This is a genomic window from Methylocaldum sp. GT1BB (genome assembly GCF_051027545.1).
In the GTDB taxonomy this organism is placed as follows: domain Bacteria; phylum Pseudomonadota; class Gammaproteobacteria; order Methylococcales; family Methylococcaceae; genus Methylocaldum.
In genome coordinates this window covers 1167510-1182463 of sequence record NZ_CP194902.1, presented here as the reverse complement: position 1 = coordinate 1182463, position 14954 = coordinate 1167510, and the positions used below count along the sequence as shown (strand labels likewise).

General features: G+C 56.8%; 15 protein-coding genes, 1 tRNA gene and 1 riboswitch. Of the genes, 8 read left to right on the top strand and 8 right to left on the bottom strand.

All coding sequences use genetic code 11. From position 1 onward, the window contains the following. The first annotated feature begins 24 nt into the window (after positions 1–24). Both ACR2TX_RS06540 and ACR2TX_RS06535 read left to right on the top strand, forming a co-directional pair. A complete protein-coding gene (locus tag ACR2TX_RS06540; RefSeq protein WP_434131593.1) occupies positions 25–1482 on the top strand; it encodes a TrkH family potassium uptake protein in 1458 nt (485 codons plus the stop codon). 16 nt (positions 1483–1498) lie between these two features. Continuing rightward, complete coding sequence (locus ACR2TX_RS06535) at positions 1499–1705, top strand: hypothetical protein (RefSeq protein ID WP_434114249.1); 207 nt, start codon at positions 1499–1501, stop codon at positions 1703–1705. Here the strand turns inward: ACR2TX_RS06535 and ACR2TX_RS06530 are convergent. Further along, positions 1665–1740 (bottom strand) — tRNA-Glu (locus tag ACR2TX_RS06530). The genes ACR2TX_RS06535 and ACR2TX_RS06530 overlap by 41 nt on opposite strands. Before the next feature lie 187 nt (positions 1741–1927). After that, positions 1928–2953, bottom strand: a complete 1026-nt coding sequence (locus tag ACR2TX_RS06525; protein WP_077730947.1) for an isocitrate/isopropylmalate dehydrogenase family protein — start codon at positions 2951–2953, stop codon at positions 1928–1930. Positions 2954–3115: 162 nt separating this feature from the next. Between ACR2TX_RS06525 and grxD the strand changes: the two genes are divergently transcribed. After that, complete coding sequence (gene grxD, locus ACR2TX_RS06520) at positions 3116–3451, top strand: Grx4 family monothiol glutaredoxin (RefSeq protein ID WP_077730948.1); 336 nt, start codon at positions 3116–3118, stop codon at positions 3449–3451. Here the strand turns inward: grxD and rnt are convergent. Beyond that, the gene (rnt, locus tag ACR2TX_RS06515) at positions 3440–4090 is read right to left on the bottom strand and encodes a ribonuclease T (protein ID WP_086133005.1); all 651 of its coding nucleotides are present in this window, start codon (positions 4088–4090) and stop codon (positions 3440–3442) included. The two genes, grxD and rnt, sit on opposite strands and share 12 nt — an antisense overlap. 151 nt (positions 4091–4241) lie before the next feature. Here rnt and ACR2TX_RS06510 point away from each other — a divergent pair, with 151 nt between their 5' ends. Beyond that, a complete protein-coding gene (locus ACR2TX_RS06510) occupies positions 4242–5048 on the top strand; it encodes an MlaA family lipoprotein (RefSeq protein WP_434110812.1) in 807 nt (268 codons plus the stop codon). A 224-nt stretch (positions 5049–5272) separates the two neighbouring features. On the opposite strand, the gene ACR2TX_RS06505 is transcribed toward ACR2TX_RS06510, so the two are convergent. From ACR2TX_RS06505 to ACR2TX_RS06495, 3 genes are all read right to left on the bottom strand, one after another. Beyond that, positions 5273–6433: an alkaline phosphatase family protein gene (locus ACR2TX_RS06505; RefSeq protein ID WP_086133007.1), complete on the bottom strand. Its 1161-nt coding sequence runs from the start codon at positions 6431–6433 to the stop codon at positions 5273–5275. Between the two features lie 85 nt (positions 6434–6518). Beyond that, a complete protein-coding gene (locus ACR2TX_RS06500; protein ID WP_077730952.1) occupies positions 6519–6929 on the bottom strand; it encodes an EamA family transporter in 411 nt (136 codons plus the stop codon). Continuing rightward, positions 6926–7798, bottom strand: a complete 873-nt coding sequence (locus tag ACR2TX_RS06495; protein WP_347258186.1) for an aldo/keto reductase — start codon at positions 7796–7798, stop codon at positions 6926–6928. Before ACR2TX_RS06495 ends, ACR2TX_RS06500 begins: the two co-directional genes overlap by 4 nt. A gap of 200 nt (positions 7799–7998) precedes the next feature. Here ACR2TX_RS06495 and minC point away from each other — a divergent pair, with 200 nt between their 5' ends. The 4 genes from minC (at position 7999) to ACR2TX_RS06475 (ending at position 12011) form a co-directional block, all read left to right on the top strand. Beyond that, complete coding sequence (gene minC / locus ACR2TX_RS06490; RefSeq protein ID WP_086133009.1) at positions 7999–8736, top strand: septum site-determining protein MinC; 738 nt, start codon at positions 7999–8001, stop codon at positions 8734–8736. A gap of 29 nt (positions 8737–8765) precedes the next feature. After that, positions 8766–9575: a septum site-determining protein MinD gene (gene minD, locus ACR2TX_RS06485; RefSeq protein WP_077730955.1), complete on the top strand. Its 810-nt coding sequence runs from the start codon at positions 8766–8768 to the stop codon at positions 9573–9575. A gap of 2 nt (positions 9576–9577) precedes the next feature. Then, complete coding sequence (minE, locus tag ACR2TX_RS06480) at positions 9578–9856, top strand: cell division topological specificity factor MinE (protein ID WP_077730956.1); 279 nt, start codon at positions 9578–9580, stop codon at positions 9854–9856. A 466-nt stretch (positions 9857–10322) separates the two neighbouring features. Beyond that, positions 10323–12011: an ABC1 kinase family protein gene (locus ACR2TX_RS06475; RefSeq protein ID WP_077730957.1), complete on the top strand. Its 1689-nt coding sequence runs from the start codon at positions 10323–10325 to the stop codon at positions 12009–12011. 112 nt (positions 12012–12123) lie between these two features. Here the strand turns inward: ACR2TX_RS06475 and ACR2TX_RS06470 are convergent, their stop codons facing one another. Then, entirely contained in the window at positions 12124–12522 is a 399-nt protein-coding gene (locus ACR2TX_RS06470; RefSeq protein WP_077730958.1) for a hypothetical protein, read from the bottom strand. A gap of 218 nt (positions 12523–12740) precedes the next feature. Further along, positions 12741–14615 (bottom strand): phosphomethylpyrimidine synthase ThiC, encoded by a 1875-nt coding sequence (thiC, locus tag ACR2TX_RS06465; protein WP_434131591.1) that lies wholly within the window; start codon positions 14613–14615, stop codon positions 12741–12743. A 57-nt stretch (positions 14616–14672) separates the two neighbouring features. Beyond that, positions 14673–14821, bottom strand: a riboswitch (TPP riboswitch). Positions 14822–14954 lie beyond the last annotated feature (133 nt).

The window sequence follows — 14954 nt, the reverse complement described above, 5'->3', positions numbered from 1 at the left end:
ATAAGAACAAAAAAGCATTTCAGCATGATTCAATTTCTGTCGCTGGCCCGGGTTTTCGGGCTGATGCTAATGGTCTTCAGCATGACCTACACCTTGCCTATTTTGACGTCGCTCATTTATCGGGATGGGACGGAACTGCTTTTCATCGAGGACATGCTGCTCACCTTGGGTGCGGGCTTGCTACTTTGGATACTGACCCGTCGATTCGATAGGGAGTTAAAGGCCAAACAGGGCTTTATGCTGGTGGTGCTCGCCTGGACCGGAATGGCCGCCTTTGCAACTTTTCCACTGATGTCGTATCTGAAGAACCTGTCGTTTACCGACGCCTACTTCGAAACGATGTCCGGACTTTCAACTACCGGCGCCACGACTCTGACCGGATTGGATCAGCTGCCGCCCGCCATCAATTTGTGGCGGCATGAACTCAATTGGCTGGGCGGCATGGGAATCATCGTCTTGGCGGTGGCGATTCTCCCGGTGCTCGGTGTCGGTGGCCGCCAGCTGTTTATGGCTGAAACGCCCGGCCCCATGAAAGACAGCCAGCTCACGCCGCGCATTACCGAGACGGCCAAGAATCTCTGGCTGGTTTACGGCAGCATCACCGTGGCCTGTATTTTTGCCTTGAAATGGGCAGGGATGACGTGGCTGGATGCTGTCTGCCATGCATTTGCAACCTTGTCGCTCGGCGGATTCTCCACCTACGACGCCGGTGTCGGCCATTTCAATTCGCCCGCAATCGAGGCGGTTTTGATCGTTTTCATGCTGCTGGCGGGGATGAACTTCGCCACGCATTTTCTGGCGCTCCGCGGCAGGAGCCTGATGCCGTACAAGCATGATGTCGAGTTGCTACCTTATCTGGTGCTTGTGGTGGGCAGTTGCGTGGCAATTGGGCTTTATCTGTGGCTTCAGGGCACTTATGCGGATTTTCCGACCGCCCTTCGCCACGCGAGCTTCAGCTTGGTGTCCATCGGCACCGACTGCGGGTTTGTCACCGCCGATTTCAACGAGTGGCCGATTTTTGCGCCGCTGTGGATGTTCTTCGTGAGTTGCGTTGCCGTCTGCACCGGATCCACCGGCGGCGGCATCAAGATGATGCGGACCCTGATTCTCGTCAAACAAAGCCAGCTCCAGATGTTCCTGCTGACTCACCCCACTTCGGTCAACCCGCTCAAACTCGGCAATATGGTCATTCAGTCACCGATCGTCCTGTCGGTGCTCGGATTTATTTTTGTCTATTTCATGAGCGTCGTGGTCCTTACCTTATTGCTCGTAATCAGTGGACTCGATTTCCTGTCATCGTTCTCCGCCGTGCTCGCCAGCATCAACAATGCGGGTCCGGGGTTAGGAGAAGTAGGGCCTGCCACGAACTATGGCGGATTGACCGACTTTCAAACGTGGATCTGCACCTTGGCCATGTTTCTTGGCCGCATCGAGGTGTTCACGGCGCTGATCCTGTTCACGCCGGCCTACTGGCGCAAATGAGCGTCACTCCAGAGGTTTGACGCGCTGGATGCAGCGCGATGTGGCCGCGGCACGAAAAGCGCTCCGGCAACTGCTCAAGGAACCGATTCGGTGTATTCCGGTGGAACGGAAAGGCAAGAAAGTATTGCGGGCGGAAGGACAAACGACCGTCGGGACCTTGCTGTCCCAAGGTTATATAAACTTGGCGTCCCCAAGGGGGTTCGAACCCCTGTTGCCGCCGTGAGAGGGCGGAGTCCTGGGCCGCTAGACGATGGGGACGTAGCGGAAGGCCTAATAGATTAGCGCGAGACGTCCGATTGATCAAATCCAATTTTTCCTATTCGCGCCTTGGCGAACAAGGTCCGTCTGCGTTTGGCCCCATGTAAGTCGGTCATGGGGCCAATCTTGAGATACTGTGTTGGGCTGCCTGGCAGCAGAAAACTTCTACGAGAACGGTGCTTTCCGATCAGCCTTGCTCGATGAGCTCGCGGATTATGGCATCGGCCATATGTTGCGTTCCGTAGGGCGAATTCGCGTTTAGGTCGGGCGTCACGATTCTGCCGTCGCGGATGACCTTACGGACGGCTTGTTCGATCTTCCGGGCAGCGTCGAGCTCCCCGATATGTTCGAGCATCATGGCGCCCGCCAGGATCATGGCCGTCGGATTGGCAATGCCCTTGTCGGCAATATCCGGCGCGCTGCCGTGCACGGCCTCGAATAAAGCGGCATCGGTGCCGATGTTCGCGCCTGCGGTCAATCCCAACCCGCCGATGAGACCTGCCGCCAAGTCGGACAGAATATCCCCGAATAAGTTGGTGGTAACGATCACATCGAACACTTCCGGCCTCATGACCAGTTGCATCGAGCAGGCGTCGACGATCTTGTCTTCGAACTCGATCTCCGGATAAGCCTTGGCGACTTCCCGACCGATTTCCAAAAACAGCCCGGAGGTACACTTCAAAATGTTGGCTTTGTGCACCAGCGTCACTTTTTTGCGCTGGGTTTTGCGCGCATATTGAAAGGCGTATTCGATGATCCGTTCGGAGCCTTTCTTGGTAACGATCGCGATGCTTTCTGCTCCCAGTTTTTCCGCATCGACCTTGATGAAATGCTCGATACCGGCGTAGAGGCCTTCCGTATTCTCGCGAACCGTCACCAGGTTTACATTTTGAAACGGTGTGCTGGTGCCTTCGAAAGAAATGGCCGGACGAACATTCGCATACAAGTTGAATGTCTGTCGCAAGGTTACGTTGACGCTTCGGTAACCCCCGCCGACCGGCGTGGTCAGCGGGCCTTTGAAGCAAATTCGATTGTTCCGGATTGATTCGATGGTCGCATCGGGCAATGGATCGGCATGTTTTTCGACAGCCGCCATGCCGGCTAATTGCCGATCCCAGTGGATTCTTACGCCGGTCGCTTCGATCACGCTGACCGCGGCATCGACGATGGAAGGTCCGATACCGTCACCGGGAATGAGGGTAATCTGATGCATGCAGAGAATTCCTTATTTATTTTGAGTGATGAAATTGTCGCTTTAGCGGATTATCCAACAGTAAACGACAAAGTTTAAGCATCAGAGTCGGCCTTCCGAGCGCCGATCATTTCTGATAGATTCACTAAGGTATTTTATCCACTTTAATTTGAGACAGCCGGTATGGACGTTACAGAACGCATCAAGAAACAACTCGCCGAGAATCCGGTGATCCTTTACATGAAGGGGTCTCCCGATTTTCCTCAGTGCGGCTTTTCGGGACGGGCAGTGCAAATTTTGGAACGCTGCGGCGTCGAGTACGCTTACGTGAACATCTTCGAAGATCCCGAGCTGAGAGAGGGGCTGAAGGTATTTTCTCAATGGCCGACGTTTCCGCAGCTTTACATTAACGGCGAGCTGGTCGGCGGAAGCGATATCATGTTGGAGCTGTTCGAAAGCGGCGAGTTGCAGAAGCGGCTGAGCGAAGCGGCTCCTACTTCGGTGGATTCATCCGAGTAAATCCTCCGGGCTGCCTTTTTCAATCGTTACCAGGTCTTTCCAGCGATTTACGATCGTACAGAACAGGCGAGCGGTTTGCTCGGCGTCATAAATCGCGGAATGCGCTTGGTCGTTGTTCCACTCGAATCCCGCCGCTTGCACCGCCTTCGCCAGCACGGTTTGGCCGTAAACCAGACCGCTTAAAGTAGCGGTATCGAAAGTGCTGAAAGGGTGAAAAGGATTCCGCTTGATCCCGCACCGCGCTACTGCCGCGTTCAAAAAACCGATGTCGAAGGCGGGATTGTGCCCGACCAGGATCGCCCGAGTACACTCGGTGCGCCGGACGGCGGCGCGAACGGGCTGGAAGATCTTCGAGAGCGCTTCCTTCTCATCCACCGCGAATCGAAACGGGTGATAAGGATCGATCTTGTTGAAACTCAAGGCAGCCGGATCCATGCGAGCACCTGGAAACGGCTTGATATGAGTGGAATGGGTCTCACAGATCTGGAGATGGCCGTTGCCGTTCATCTCGGGAATAACCACGGCAATTTCCAGCAAAGCATGTTCCGAAGGGCTTAGACCCGAGGTTTCGACGTCGACGACGACAGGCAAATAGCCGCGGAAGCGGCGCGCCAAACTGGCGAGATGATGATCAGGCATTATTCGATCGCATTTTTTTCTCGACTAGGTTCGCTAAGCTCATTATATTTTCCCGTCAACTCGAATTTAAGTTCACGGTAGCTCGAAGCTTCGCCCTGGATATGCTAATTTTAGAGAAAGCCTGATCGACTTCGGGAAAGGAACAAAAAAAATGAAAACAACTCGCCAGTTACGCCCTTCATTGCCGGTCTTCGGACTCGCGCTTATCGTGAGTCTTGCCGGCTGCGCGACCGCCACCAAGCATGATCCACGCGACCCTTGGGAAGGGTGGAACCGCGGCGTTCAGAAATTTAACGATACTCTGGACGATTATGTCATGAAGCCCGTCAGTCAGGGCTATCAATATATCACGCCGTCGTTCGTCGATAAGGGTATCACCAACTTCTTCAGCAATGTGGACGACATTGGCGTAATCGCCAACGACCTATTGCAATTCAAGCTTCTCCAAACCGGGCAAGACACCGGCCGATTCCTGGTCAATACGGTTCTGGGTGTGGGCGGATTCATCGATGTCGCCTCCAAGCTCGATCTACCGAAACACAACGAAGATACTGATCAGACCTTGGGCGCCTGGGGCATTCCGTCGGGTCCCTATCTGGTTCTGCCGTTCATCGGACCGAGCACGCCCCGCGGCGCCCTCGGCTTGGCCGGAGACACCGCCGCCAACCCCATTAACTGGATCACTCCGGCCGCGATTCCCTATGGAACGGGCACTCTGAAAACGGTCGACATGCGCGCCGACCTGTTGAGCGCCACCAAAATCGTTGACGAGGCCTCGGTCGACCGTTACGAGTTTATTCGTAACGCTTACTTTCAGCAGCGCAATTACCTGATCCATGACGGCAACCCTCCTCTGGAGGATGAGTTCGAGCAGGAAATGGACCTTGAATTGGAAGGCTTGAGCCCAACCAACGGAGATACCGAAAAGAAGGAAAAACCGGAAAACGAACAGCTTTAAGCGCTACGTCAGAAGACGCATAAACCGGCACCGGACGTTCCCGTGCCGGTTTTTTTCTTTGCACGCCTACCTTGGAATCCCTTCGCATCGTGACAGACAAAGCTTCGACTCTTCGGGTCGAAGTGCGATCTCCGAGGCCGCATCTAACCGAGTGTCCGCATAGCCCGAGCGCTCGGAATCACCGCATGAATTCGCCCGAGCCTGCTCGTATGCAGCCTTCCCGCCTAAGCCGCCGCCACGATAAGCGGGACGAACATCTCCTCCGGGCTCATGCCGCCGTGGACACCGATCTGCCGATATGGGCGCTCGCCGGGGAGCCAATCCTTTATCACGTAATTCTCCTTCATGATCAGCATGTAATCGCCTATGCGTTCGGTCAACCGGGGGTGAGGCGTGCCTGAACCGAAACAGCCGGAAGCGAGAAGATCCCGACTGAGATGCAATTCGAGGTAAGCGGCCAAGTTATCTTGTACATAACGTTCGAAGCGTTGCGTCTCGCCCGATTTCACATAGCAATATGCAGCCCGTCTTTCACCGCATAAAGGTAATATCAGGCATTCATTCAGCTCCGAATGATCGTCCAACTCGATGACACGCTCGGGGCTGGTATCGATTTGACCGTGGTCCGCCGCGACGATGAGCAGCGTATCGCTTCCCGCAATGTTTCCGAAAAACGCCTCGAAGGCGCTGTCCAGTTCAGCCAGATGCTGTTCCGCCTCCGGGCTTGCCGATCCATTCTCATGGCCGATATGGTCGAGTTCAGACCAGTAGGCATAAATGAATTTGCGATGAACATCCTTCCGGAGAGTCCGAACGATCACGCCGAAAAATTCCTCGATCGTATCGAAATCTCGCAATTCGGCTCTGCCTTGATGCGCCAAGTTGAAGTCCGAATGGGCTATACGGCGCGGGGAAACGATATAGCAAGGCAGCGGAATGCGATTGAAGATCGGCACATGGCCGAAAAATTTTTCGGCTTCGATGCCGCATTTCCCCAGCGGTATCCCGCCGTATCGAGGCACACCAGGCAATACCGACAGTACGGCACCCAATTCCTTGAAATACATGTGCCATCCGGTCAAACCGTGCTGTTGCGGCGCCAGTCCGGTCAAGAAGCTCGTTATGGCCGTCGCGGTAGTGGACGGAAAGACCGATGTCATGCGTCCGCGGAGATGTTGCCGCAAGAAACTGCCGCGGTCCTGCCTGATCAAGTATTCATAACCGAGTCCATCGACTACGATCAGAACAACATTGCGGTAAGCGCCCACCTCCGCCGATGACAGGCCGTTGAGGGGCGCATAGCCGTTCGGCTCGCCACCGAGCCCGGTAATGAGCGAGCTGAGCAGATTTACGATGCCGGCGCCTTGATAGTCCGGTAATTGCATGCGCGTTTTATTCCCTGGCAAGCATCATTGCCGGTATGGGCTACGCAACCTTAAGGCGCGTTGCGCAGAACCGACTAATCGCTCTTCAAGTGCTAACCAATACCATCGCGATCAGACCTAGTACGATCCCGATCGCTTGCTTGAGAGTAACCGACTCGTTCAAGAAAAAATAGGCCAGAACCACGGCGACGGTCGGATACAAGGCCGTAGCCGTGGAGACCAACACAACCGGGCCTTTGGTCATGGCATAAAGATAAGCGAAAGCTCCCATGGCCCCGAGGATCCCGGTGCTCAACGCCAACACCATGCCGCGCGGCTCCGTGGCCGGCTTGAAGACGAAAAGGGCCAGAACAACCAACGCTACGACGAGCCCGCCGGCAGCCTCGTAAATAATGGCGCTTTTGGGATCGATATAGCGCGTGGTGAGTTTCGGCAGAAATGCCCAAATTCCCCAGCAGATGAATGCCGTCGTCGCGGGCAAAAGCCAATGAGTCACCGAAGTTCCGGTATGTTGTCGATTGCGCGAACATCCTCCGGATCGAGGTGGACGTGCAAGGCGCGCATGCTGTCCGCGATGCTGGTCGGCTTGCTGGCTCCCGGAATGGGAATGATATGCTCGCCTTTGGCCAGCAGCCAGGCCAAGGCGATGCCGTAACGGGACGATCGGTACTTTTCGGCCAGACGTTCGAACAATTCGCTGTGACCGAGACGAACGTGACCGTAGTGTCCGCCTACCGGACTATGAGGGATATAGGTGATGCCTTTCAAACCGCAATAGTCGATCACGCCGTTGGCGAAATCCTGCTTTTCGAACGGATTGCAACGGTTCTGGACGGAAACGATAGGCGCGTGATCGAGAGCAGCCTGGAGAATGTCCAGGCTAGTGATATTGGATAGCCCGATATGCCTGATTTTGCCTTCGTCCCGGAGCTTTATCAGCTCTTCCAGAGAAGGCAGCAAGCCGATATTGGGATCGACGGCATGAAGCTGATATAACTCGATGCAATCCGTCTTCAGGTCTTTGAGGCTTCGTTCGCAGGACTCCCGCAAAAATTTCGGGGCGCCGTCGATCACCCACTCGCCGCCCGGGCGCCTGAGACCGCCTTTGGTTGCGATGACAACCTGACCCCGTTTGCCGAGTTGGTCCAGAACTTTGGCGATGAGGCGTTCATTGTGCCCGATGTCGGAATCGTCCAGACAATAAACGTTTGCCGTATCGATAAAATTGCCGCCCTCGGCGAGAAAGGTCTCGATGACTTGAAACGCTTGTTCTTCGCTGGGCCTGCCTTGGATGGACAACGGCATGGCACCTAGCCCGACGGGCACAACCCTAATGCCGGTACCATCTATCTCTCTTTGGCTCATGAAGCTTCCCTCCTGGCTACGCGCGACGCAGCAAACTGGCGATCGTTTCGAAGATCATAGCATCGTTGGCGCGTGCCCTGCTCGCTCGATGGAACCTCAGTCGGGAAATTCGCTTTTCGCGGCTTGCGTTTACGCAAATTTTAAGGGAGTGATAGAATGCGCCCATCGCAAATTCCGCCGATGAGCCCCGCCCAATCAGGATGCCCGTCAAGTCTAACGAACAGTCGGCCCGGTCCGTTTCGCTCGAAATCAAATCGGGTTCCATTACGCTGCCGATCCTGAAGCTTTCGAACAGCGACAACGCGCTTGTCGCCCAACAGCTCAGAGACAAGATCCGGCAAGCACCGGAATTTTTCCGTAACGCCCCGGTGGTGATCGATCTCAGCGACCTTCCCAACAACGCCTATGTCGATTTCTTCGATTTGATCGACATCCTGCACGATCATCATTTGGTTCCGGTCGGCACCCGCGGCGGAAGTTCAAGGCTGCAAGCGGCGGCGCAAGACGCGAAACTGGCCATATTTCCGGAACACAAGCACGAAACCGTCGCCGGACCAGCGCCTGCGCCTTCCGCTTCGAAATCCTCATCGCGCGCGACGGCCAAGCTGCCGAGCGGAAGCAAACTGATCGAGCAGCCGGTCCGTTCCGGGCAGCGGATTTACGCCTCCGGCGCCGACCTGATCGTTCTGTCCCAAGTCAGTCCCGGGGCGGAGGTCATGGCGGACGGAAATATCCATATTTACGGCTCACTCCGCGGACGTGCATTGGCGGGGGTACAGGGAAACCTGGATGCGCGGATTTTCTGCGCGGACCTGCAAGCAGAACTGATTGCCATCGGCGGACACTACAAGATCAGCGAAAATTTGGACGAATCCATGCGCGGCAAGCCGGTGCAAATTTATCTGCGCGACAGTTCGTTAATCATCGAAAACCTGTAAACAAAGCTTTTTGAATCTGGAGAGCACGAGTGGCGAGAATTATCGTTGTGACTTCCGGAAAGGGGGGTGTTGGCAAAACGACCACCAGCGCCGCCGTTTCCATGGGATTGGCGTTGAAAGGCCACCGCACCGCTGTCATCGATTTCGACATCGGGCTGCGCAACCTGGATCTCATCATGGGGTGCGAGAGACGCGTGGTCTATGACTTCGTGAACGTCATCAATCAGGAAGCCACCTTGAATCAGGCCCTGATCCGAGACAAACGCTGCGAGAACCTTTACATTCTGCCCGCTTCGCAAACCCGCGATAAGGACGCGCTCACCCTGGATGGTGTCGAGCGAGTTCTGAACGAGTTGTCCGAAACCTTCGAATACATCGTCTGCGACTCCCCCGCCGGCATCGAACGCGGCGCGAATCTGGCGATGTATTTTGCCGACGACGCGATTGTCGTCACCAACCCGGAAGTTTCTTCGGTCCGCGACTCGGATCGCATGCTGGGCATACTCGCCAGCAAGTCCCGCCGCGCCGAACAGGGACTCGAACCGATCAAGGAATATCTCCTCTTGACCCGCTATTCCCCGCAACGGGTCAAACTGGGCGAAATGCTCAGCGTGGACGACGTACAGGAGATTCTCTCCTTGCATCTGCTCGGCGTAATACCGGAATCGAAAGCCGTGCTCAGTGCATCCAACGCGGGAACGCCGGTCATTCTCGACGACAAGAGCGATGCCGGCCAGGCATATGCCGATGTGATACGCCGGTACTTAGGCGAAAATGTCCCCCATCGCTTCCTCGAAGAGGAAAGGAAAGGCTTGTTCGGTCGGCTGTTCGGGGGTTAATTATGGGACTCTTGGATTATTTTCGAAGTTCTCGGCCGTCGAGTGCGGCTATCGCCAAAGAGCGTCTTCAGATCCTGGTGGCGCACGAACGCTCGCAGCGCTCTCAACCCGAATATCTCGCCGCCATGCAAAAGGATTTGCTGGAAGTGATCCGCAAATACGTGAACATAGACCAAAACGCCATCACGGTTTCCATGGAACAGGATGAAAACCGCGAGATTTTGGAACTCAATATCGTCCTGCCCGAAGATAACGAGCGCAAGCGAAGTCCACGGCGCTGAATGACACGCCATAATGACCCTCAGCCAAGCGTCGACGCCGCTGCCGACGAAAGCTGAATGCGCCCCGACGCGCAGCCGGGAAACCGACCTAGATAGGTACAATGTCCAGCAGACGCTCGGCTGGCTGGCGCGATAAGCCAATCGTGTAACATAAGGTAAGAAATATCCCCCTTGGCAACCGATCTAAGGGTTCGGCGAGCGAATCGGCGTCCGCAGCAGGATGGGCATCTCTGTCGCTCCCAGAGATGCCGTTAGCGATTGGAAGGGTCGTCCGGGTGCTCCCCGGATGACCGTTTGCGATTGGAACGGTTGCGGCTAAAGCAACCGTTTGCGATTGGAGGGTGTGAGGAATGCGGGTTAGGATAGCGGCGTTCAGGCAGCCCGCCACACAACCGCGCTCGTCGAATTCCGTCGCGGCGATCGGCACGGATTTTGAGCGTTTCCTCCAATAGCGAATCATTCGACGATGATACTTGAAACTCTGAGTGCAATGCGTGATCTCGGGCGATTGCACGACATCGCGTCCATCCTGATCCGCTATGGTTTCGGCGACATGGTCAAGCGCCTGGGACTCGAGCGGCTGCTGGAAAAGGCCGGGCGGGCGCTCAACTGGACCCGCTTCGAGGAGCTGCTTCGCCTCGATCCGCCGCAACGCGTGCGCAAGGCCATGGAAGAGATGGGGCCGACCTTCATCAAGTTCGGCCAAATCCTTGCCACTCGCGTGGACTTGTTTCCACCGGACTGGATCACGGAATTCGAAAAACTGCATGACCGGGTGCCGCCGCTTCCTTTCGAGAAACTGCGATCGCAGATCGAGGAAGATTTGAGCGGGTCGGTCAGCGAAGTGTTTGTCGAGTTCGACGAAACGCCTTTGGCCGCCGCCTCCATCGCACAGGTCCATCGAGCCCGTCTTCCCGACGGTCAACAGGTGATCGTCAAGATTCGCCGCCCCGGTATCCGCCCGACCATCGAAGCGGATTTACGCCTGCTCGAGCGTCTGGTTGGAATCGTCGAGCACGAATTCCCCGACGTCAGTCGATTCCATCCGCAAGAAGTACTGCGGCAATTCAAGATCTCCCTGCGCAACGAGCTCGATCTGCTGACCGAGGGGCGGAACACCGAGCGGGCCGCCGATAATTTCGCGGGCGACCCCACGATCGTGATCCCCAAAGTCTACTGGGAATACTGCGGCGAGCGGATCAATGTTCAGCAATATATCGAAGGGATAGCCGGACGGGATCTCAAGGCGCTCGACGCCACGGGACTCGATCGCAAGATTCTGGCTCAACGCGGCGCGGACGCCGTGCTCAAGATGGTATTGATCGACGGCTTTTTCCATGCCGACCCACACCCCGGCAACTTTATTTTTCTACCCGAAAACAGGCTGGCTTTCATCGATTTCGGCATGGTCGGCTCGCTGTCGGAATCGCGGCGGGACCAAGTGGTGGACATGCTCAATGCCATCGTGGTCCGGGATGCCGCCACGGTGGTGGACGTATTGCTGGATTGGGCGGGCGAAGCCGCGCCCAGCACCGAGCGACTGGTCGCCGAAGTGGGCATGTTCATCGATAAATATCACGGCGTCGCGCTCAAACAGCTCCGTCTGGGCGACATGCTCACAGAAATGACGAGTCTGATGCGGGACCACCAGCTTACCCTGCCGCCAGATTTGACCATGCTGTTCAAGGCGCTGATCACACTCGAGGGTACCGGACGCCAGCTCGATCCCGATTTCGACATCGTCGCGCAAGCGACTCCGCTATTGCAGCAAGCCAGCGTGCTTCGGTACCACCCGGACACACTGCTTCGAAAAGGCCGGCGCAATCTGGCCAGCCTGATGTCGGTCCTGAGTGCCCTGCCGCAAGACATCCGAAGACTAATGAGGCTCCTCCGGAGCGGAGCCGTCAACGTTCACGTGGACCTCAGCCAGTTGGACCGTTTCGGGATGCTCATGGACCGGGCCGCCAGCCGATTAACCGTAGGCATGGTGACCGCTTCGCTCATCATCGGATCGTCCATCGTCATGACCGTCAGCGGCGGCCCCACCCTGTTCGGCCTGCCCGCCCTCGGCGTTTTGGGGTTTACCGCCGCCGGCATCGGCGGATTATGGGTGCTGATCTCGATTTGGAAAACCTCGCGCAGAGGGGAAAGATAGCCTCGAATCGGTTCTTAGGGCAGATTTTCGTCGCGCCGCCGGAGACCGCCCGCGGCGGAATCGCCGTCGCGATCCGCTCGATCCCTGCAGGCGGGTCTTCGTTCTCCGAGGCTTATTGGTGGTGTACCGGACGCGGCGCGCTGGGAGCGGTGGTCGCGGCTACATCGTTCTCGATGATGGTGCGGTCGTCGATCTTCAGAAGGGTGATGCCCTGATCCATGACGTAACGGCATTCGGCGCGTTTCGCCGAGCCGACGTTGTTCCAGATCAAGGTGACGTATTTAACGTGATCGCTGTCGGATTCGGACGGGCTGTAGGGATGAGTGCCGATTTCACTCTTTACCGCCTCGGTGCATTTGTCCAAAGCCAAACTGCTGAGCAGGTTCGATGTTTGCAGGAAGGCGCCTTGCATTTTTTCCTGCTGAGTTTCGCGCGTCGTGCCGACGATGATAAAACCGACGATCATGACGATGGCAAACCCGATTGCGCCTTTGACGACGTTCGATTCCATGATTTCCTCTCTTTTCTTATGGTTGGAAACGCAGGCGACTATAGCAAAAATCACGATACATTAGGTCACCTGCCGTCAACTCAACCGCCGCCTCGATAAAATTTTTCTGCGCGGCACGGCACTGCTATGGGGCATCAGAGAGGGGACAGCCTGCAACCGCGTATTGCGACCGCAGGCGAGCGTCACCACGATATGAGCAAGATTCCATTCGGCAACGGTCACGCCTTACGGTAAATCTCCGCCCCGCTCTTTACGAACTCCTCCGCCTTCTCCTCCATGCCCGCCGTCAAGGCCTCACTCTCCTTGAGTCCATGGGTTTGCGCGTAATCCCGCACATCCTGGGTGATTCTCATCGAGCAGAAATGCGGGCCGCACATGGAGCAGAAATGGGCGAGCTTGGCGCCTTCCTGCGGCAGCGTTTCGTCGTGGAATTCCCCCGCCTTTTCCGGGTCCAGGCTGAGGTTGAACTGATCCTGCCAGCGGAATTCGAAACGTGCCTTGGACAAGGCGTTGTCGCGAACCTGCGCACCCGGATGGCCCTTGGCAAGGTCGGCGGCGTGGGCCGCGATCTTGTAGGCGATGATGCCGTCGCGGACATCCTGCTTGTTGGGCAGCCCCAAATGCTCCTTGGGGGTGACGTAGCAGAGCATGGCGGTTCCGAACCAGCCGATCATGGCGGCACCGATGGCCGAGGTGATGTGGTCGTAGCCCGGCGCGATGTCGGTGGTGAGCGGCCCCAGGGTGTAAAAGGGCGCTTCCCGGCAAAGTTCCAACTGCTTTTCCACGTTTTCCTTGATCATGTGCATGGGCACATGGCCGGGGCCTTCGATCATTACCTGAACGTCGTGTTTCCAGGCGATCTCGGTCAGTTCGCCGAGAGTCTTGAGTTCGGCGAACTGGGCCTCGTCATTGGCGTCGGCGATGGAGCCGGGCCTGAGGCCGTCGCCTAGGCTGAAGCTCACATCGTAGGCTTTCATGATCTCGCAGATGTCCTCGAAATGGGTGTAGAGGAAATTCTCCTGGTGATGAGCCAGGCACCACTTGGCCAGGATCGAGCCGCCGCGCGACACGATGCCGGTGACGCGTTTCGCGGTCAGCGGAATGAAGCCTAAGCGCACGCCGGCATGGATAGTGAAATAATCCACGCCCTGCTCGGCCTGCTCGATCAGGGTATCGCGGAAAATCTCCCAGGTCAGTTCCTCGGCCTTGCCGTCCACTTTTTCCAGGGCCTGATAAATGGGCACGGTGCCGATCGGCACCGGCGAATTGCGGATGATCCATTCCCGCGTCTCGTGGATGTTCTTGCCGGTGGACAAATCCATCACCGTGTCCCCGCCCCAGCGGATAGCCCACAGCATTTTTTCCACTTCTTCCTCGATCGAGGAAGTGACGGCCGAGTTGCCCAGGTTGCAGTTGATCTTCACCAGGAAATTGCGGCCGATGATCATCGGCTCGGATTCCGGATGATTGATATTGGCCGGGATGATGGCGCGTCCGCGGGCGACTTCGTCGCGCACGAACTCCGGGGTGATGAGCTTGGGAATGGATGCGCCGAAGGATTCGCCCGGATGCTGGAGCTTGTACATCTCGCTGACCGCTTCCAGGCGCTGATTTTCGCGGATGGCGATGAATTCCATTTCCGGCGTGACGATGCCTTTCCTCGCGTAATGCATCTGAGTCACGTTAGCCCCGGTTTTGGCCCGGCGCGGCCGGCGGATATGCTCGAAGCGGAAATGGGCGAGAGAGGGGTCGGCCTGGCGCTTCCGTCCATACTCGGAACTCGGCCCGGAAAGCTCCTCGGTATCGCCGCGCTCCCCGATCCAGGCTTCGCGCAAAGGCGGCAAGCCCAGACGCAGATTAATACTTACTTGCGGATCGGTATAAGGCCCGGAGGTGTCATAGACATAAATCGGCGGGTTCTTTTCGGCGCCGAAACTGGCCGGAGTGTCGGATTGAACGACCTGGCGCATGGGCACGCGGACATCGGGACGGCTGCCCTGGACATAAATCTTTTCTGAAGCGGCGAACGGCCGTATGGAAGCTCGTTTGGCGGTTACTGCTTCATGCAGGAATTCTTCGGGAAATGCGCTCATCGCTTTCTCCTGGTTCAAAAACGGAAAAAGGGGGCGCAGGCAAGACGGGTCCATCGCCAGGCTCAGGACAGGCTTTCCTACGCCGGTGTTAACCGGATCAGGTTCGAAGGGTGTTTCTCAGCCCTGCGGGACACGGTCGTCGGTGAGCCGGTTCGCAAATGATCGACCACGCCGAGAACGGCAGCAGGGCACCCCCAGCCTTACGGATATGGGGCTAAGCTAAAGCATGAAAGGGGATTTGGCAAGGCAGGGGGCCGCCGAGTGCGAGGCGATCGGAGCGTTTCGATTCTTCCGCCCATCGAGCGGATTTATCTGCCGAAATGAATGGCGTACGCAGAT

Bases quoted from the DNA above. Each gene is read 5' to 3' on its own strand.
- ACR2TX_RS06540 (WP_434131593.1), top strand. From the start codon at position 25: ATGATTCAATTTCTGTCGCTGGCCCGGGTTTTCGGGCTGATGCTAATG.
- ACR2TX_RS06525 (WP_077730947.1), bottom strand. From the start codon at position 2,953: ATGCATCAGATTACCCTCATTCCCGGTGACGGTATCGGACCTTCCATC.
- grxD (WP_077730948.1), top strand. From the start codon at position 3,116: ATGGACGTTACAGAACGCATCAAGAAACAACTCGCCGAGAATCCGGTG.
- rnt (WP_086133005.1), bottom strand. From the start codon at position 4,090: ATGCCTGATCATCATCTCGCCAGTTTGGCGCGCCGCTTCCGCGGCTAT.
- ACR2TX_RS06510 (WP_434110812.1), top strand. From the start codon at position 4,242: ATGAAAACAACTCGCCAGTTACGCCCTTCATTGCCGGTCTTCGGACTC.
- ACR2TX_RS06505 (WP_086133007.1), bottom strand. From the start codon at position 6,433: ATGCAATTACCGGACTATCAAGGCGCCGGCATCGTAAATCTGCTCAGC.
- ACR2TX_RS06495 (WP_347258186.1), bottom strand. From the start codon at position 7,798: ATGAGCCAAAGAGAGATAGATGGTACCGGCATTAGGGTTGTGCCCGTC.
- minC (WP_086133009.1), top strand. From the start codon at position 7,999: ATGCCCGTCAAGTCTAACGAACAGTCGGCCCGGTCCGTTTCGCTCGAA.
- minE (WP_077730956.1), top strand. From the start codon at position 9,578: ATGGGACTCTTGGATTATTTTCGAAGTTCTCGGCCGTCGAGTGCGGCT.
- ACR2TX_RS06475 (WP_077730957.1), top strand. From the start codon at position 10,323: ATGATACTTGAAACTCTGAGTGCAATGCGTGATCTCGGGCGATTGCAC.
- ACR2TX_RS06470 (WP_077730958.1), bottom strand. From the start codon at position 12,522: ATGGAATCGAACGTCGTCAAAGGCGCAATCGGGTTTGCCATCGTCATG.
- thiC (WP_434131591.1), bottom strand. From the start codon at position 14,615: ATGAGCGCATTTCCCGAAGAATTCCTGCATGAAGCAGTAACCGCCAAA.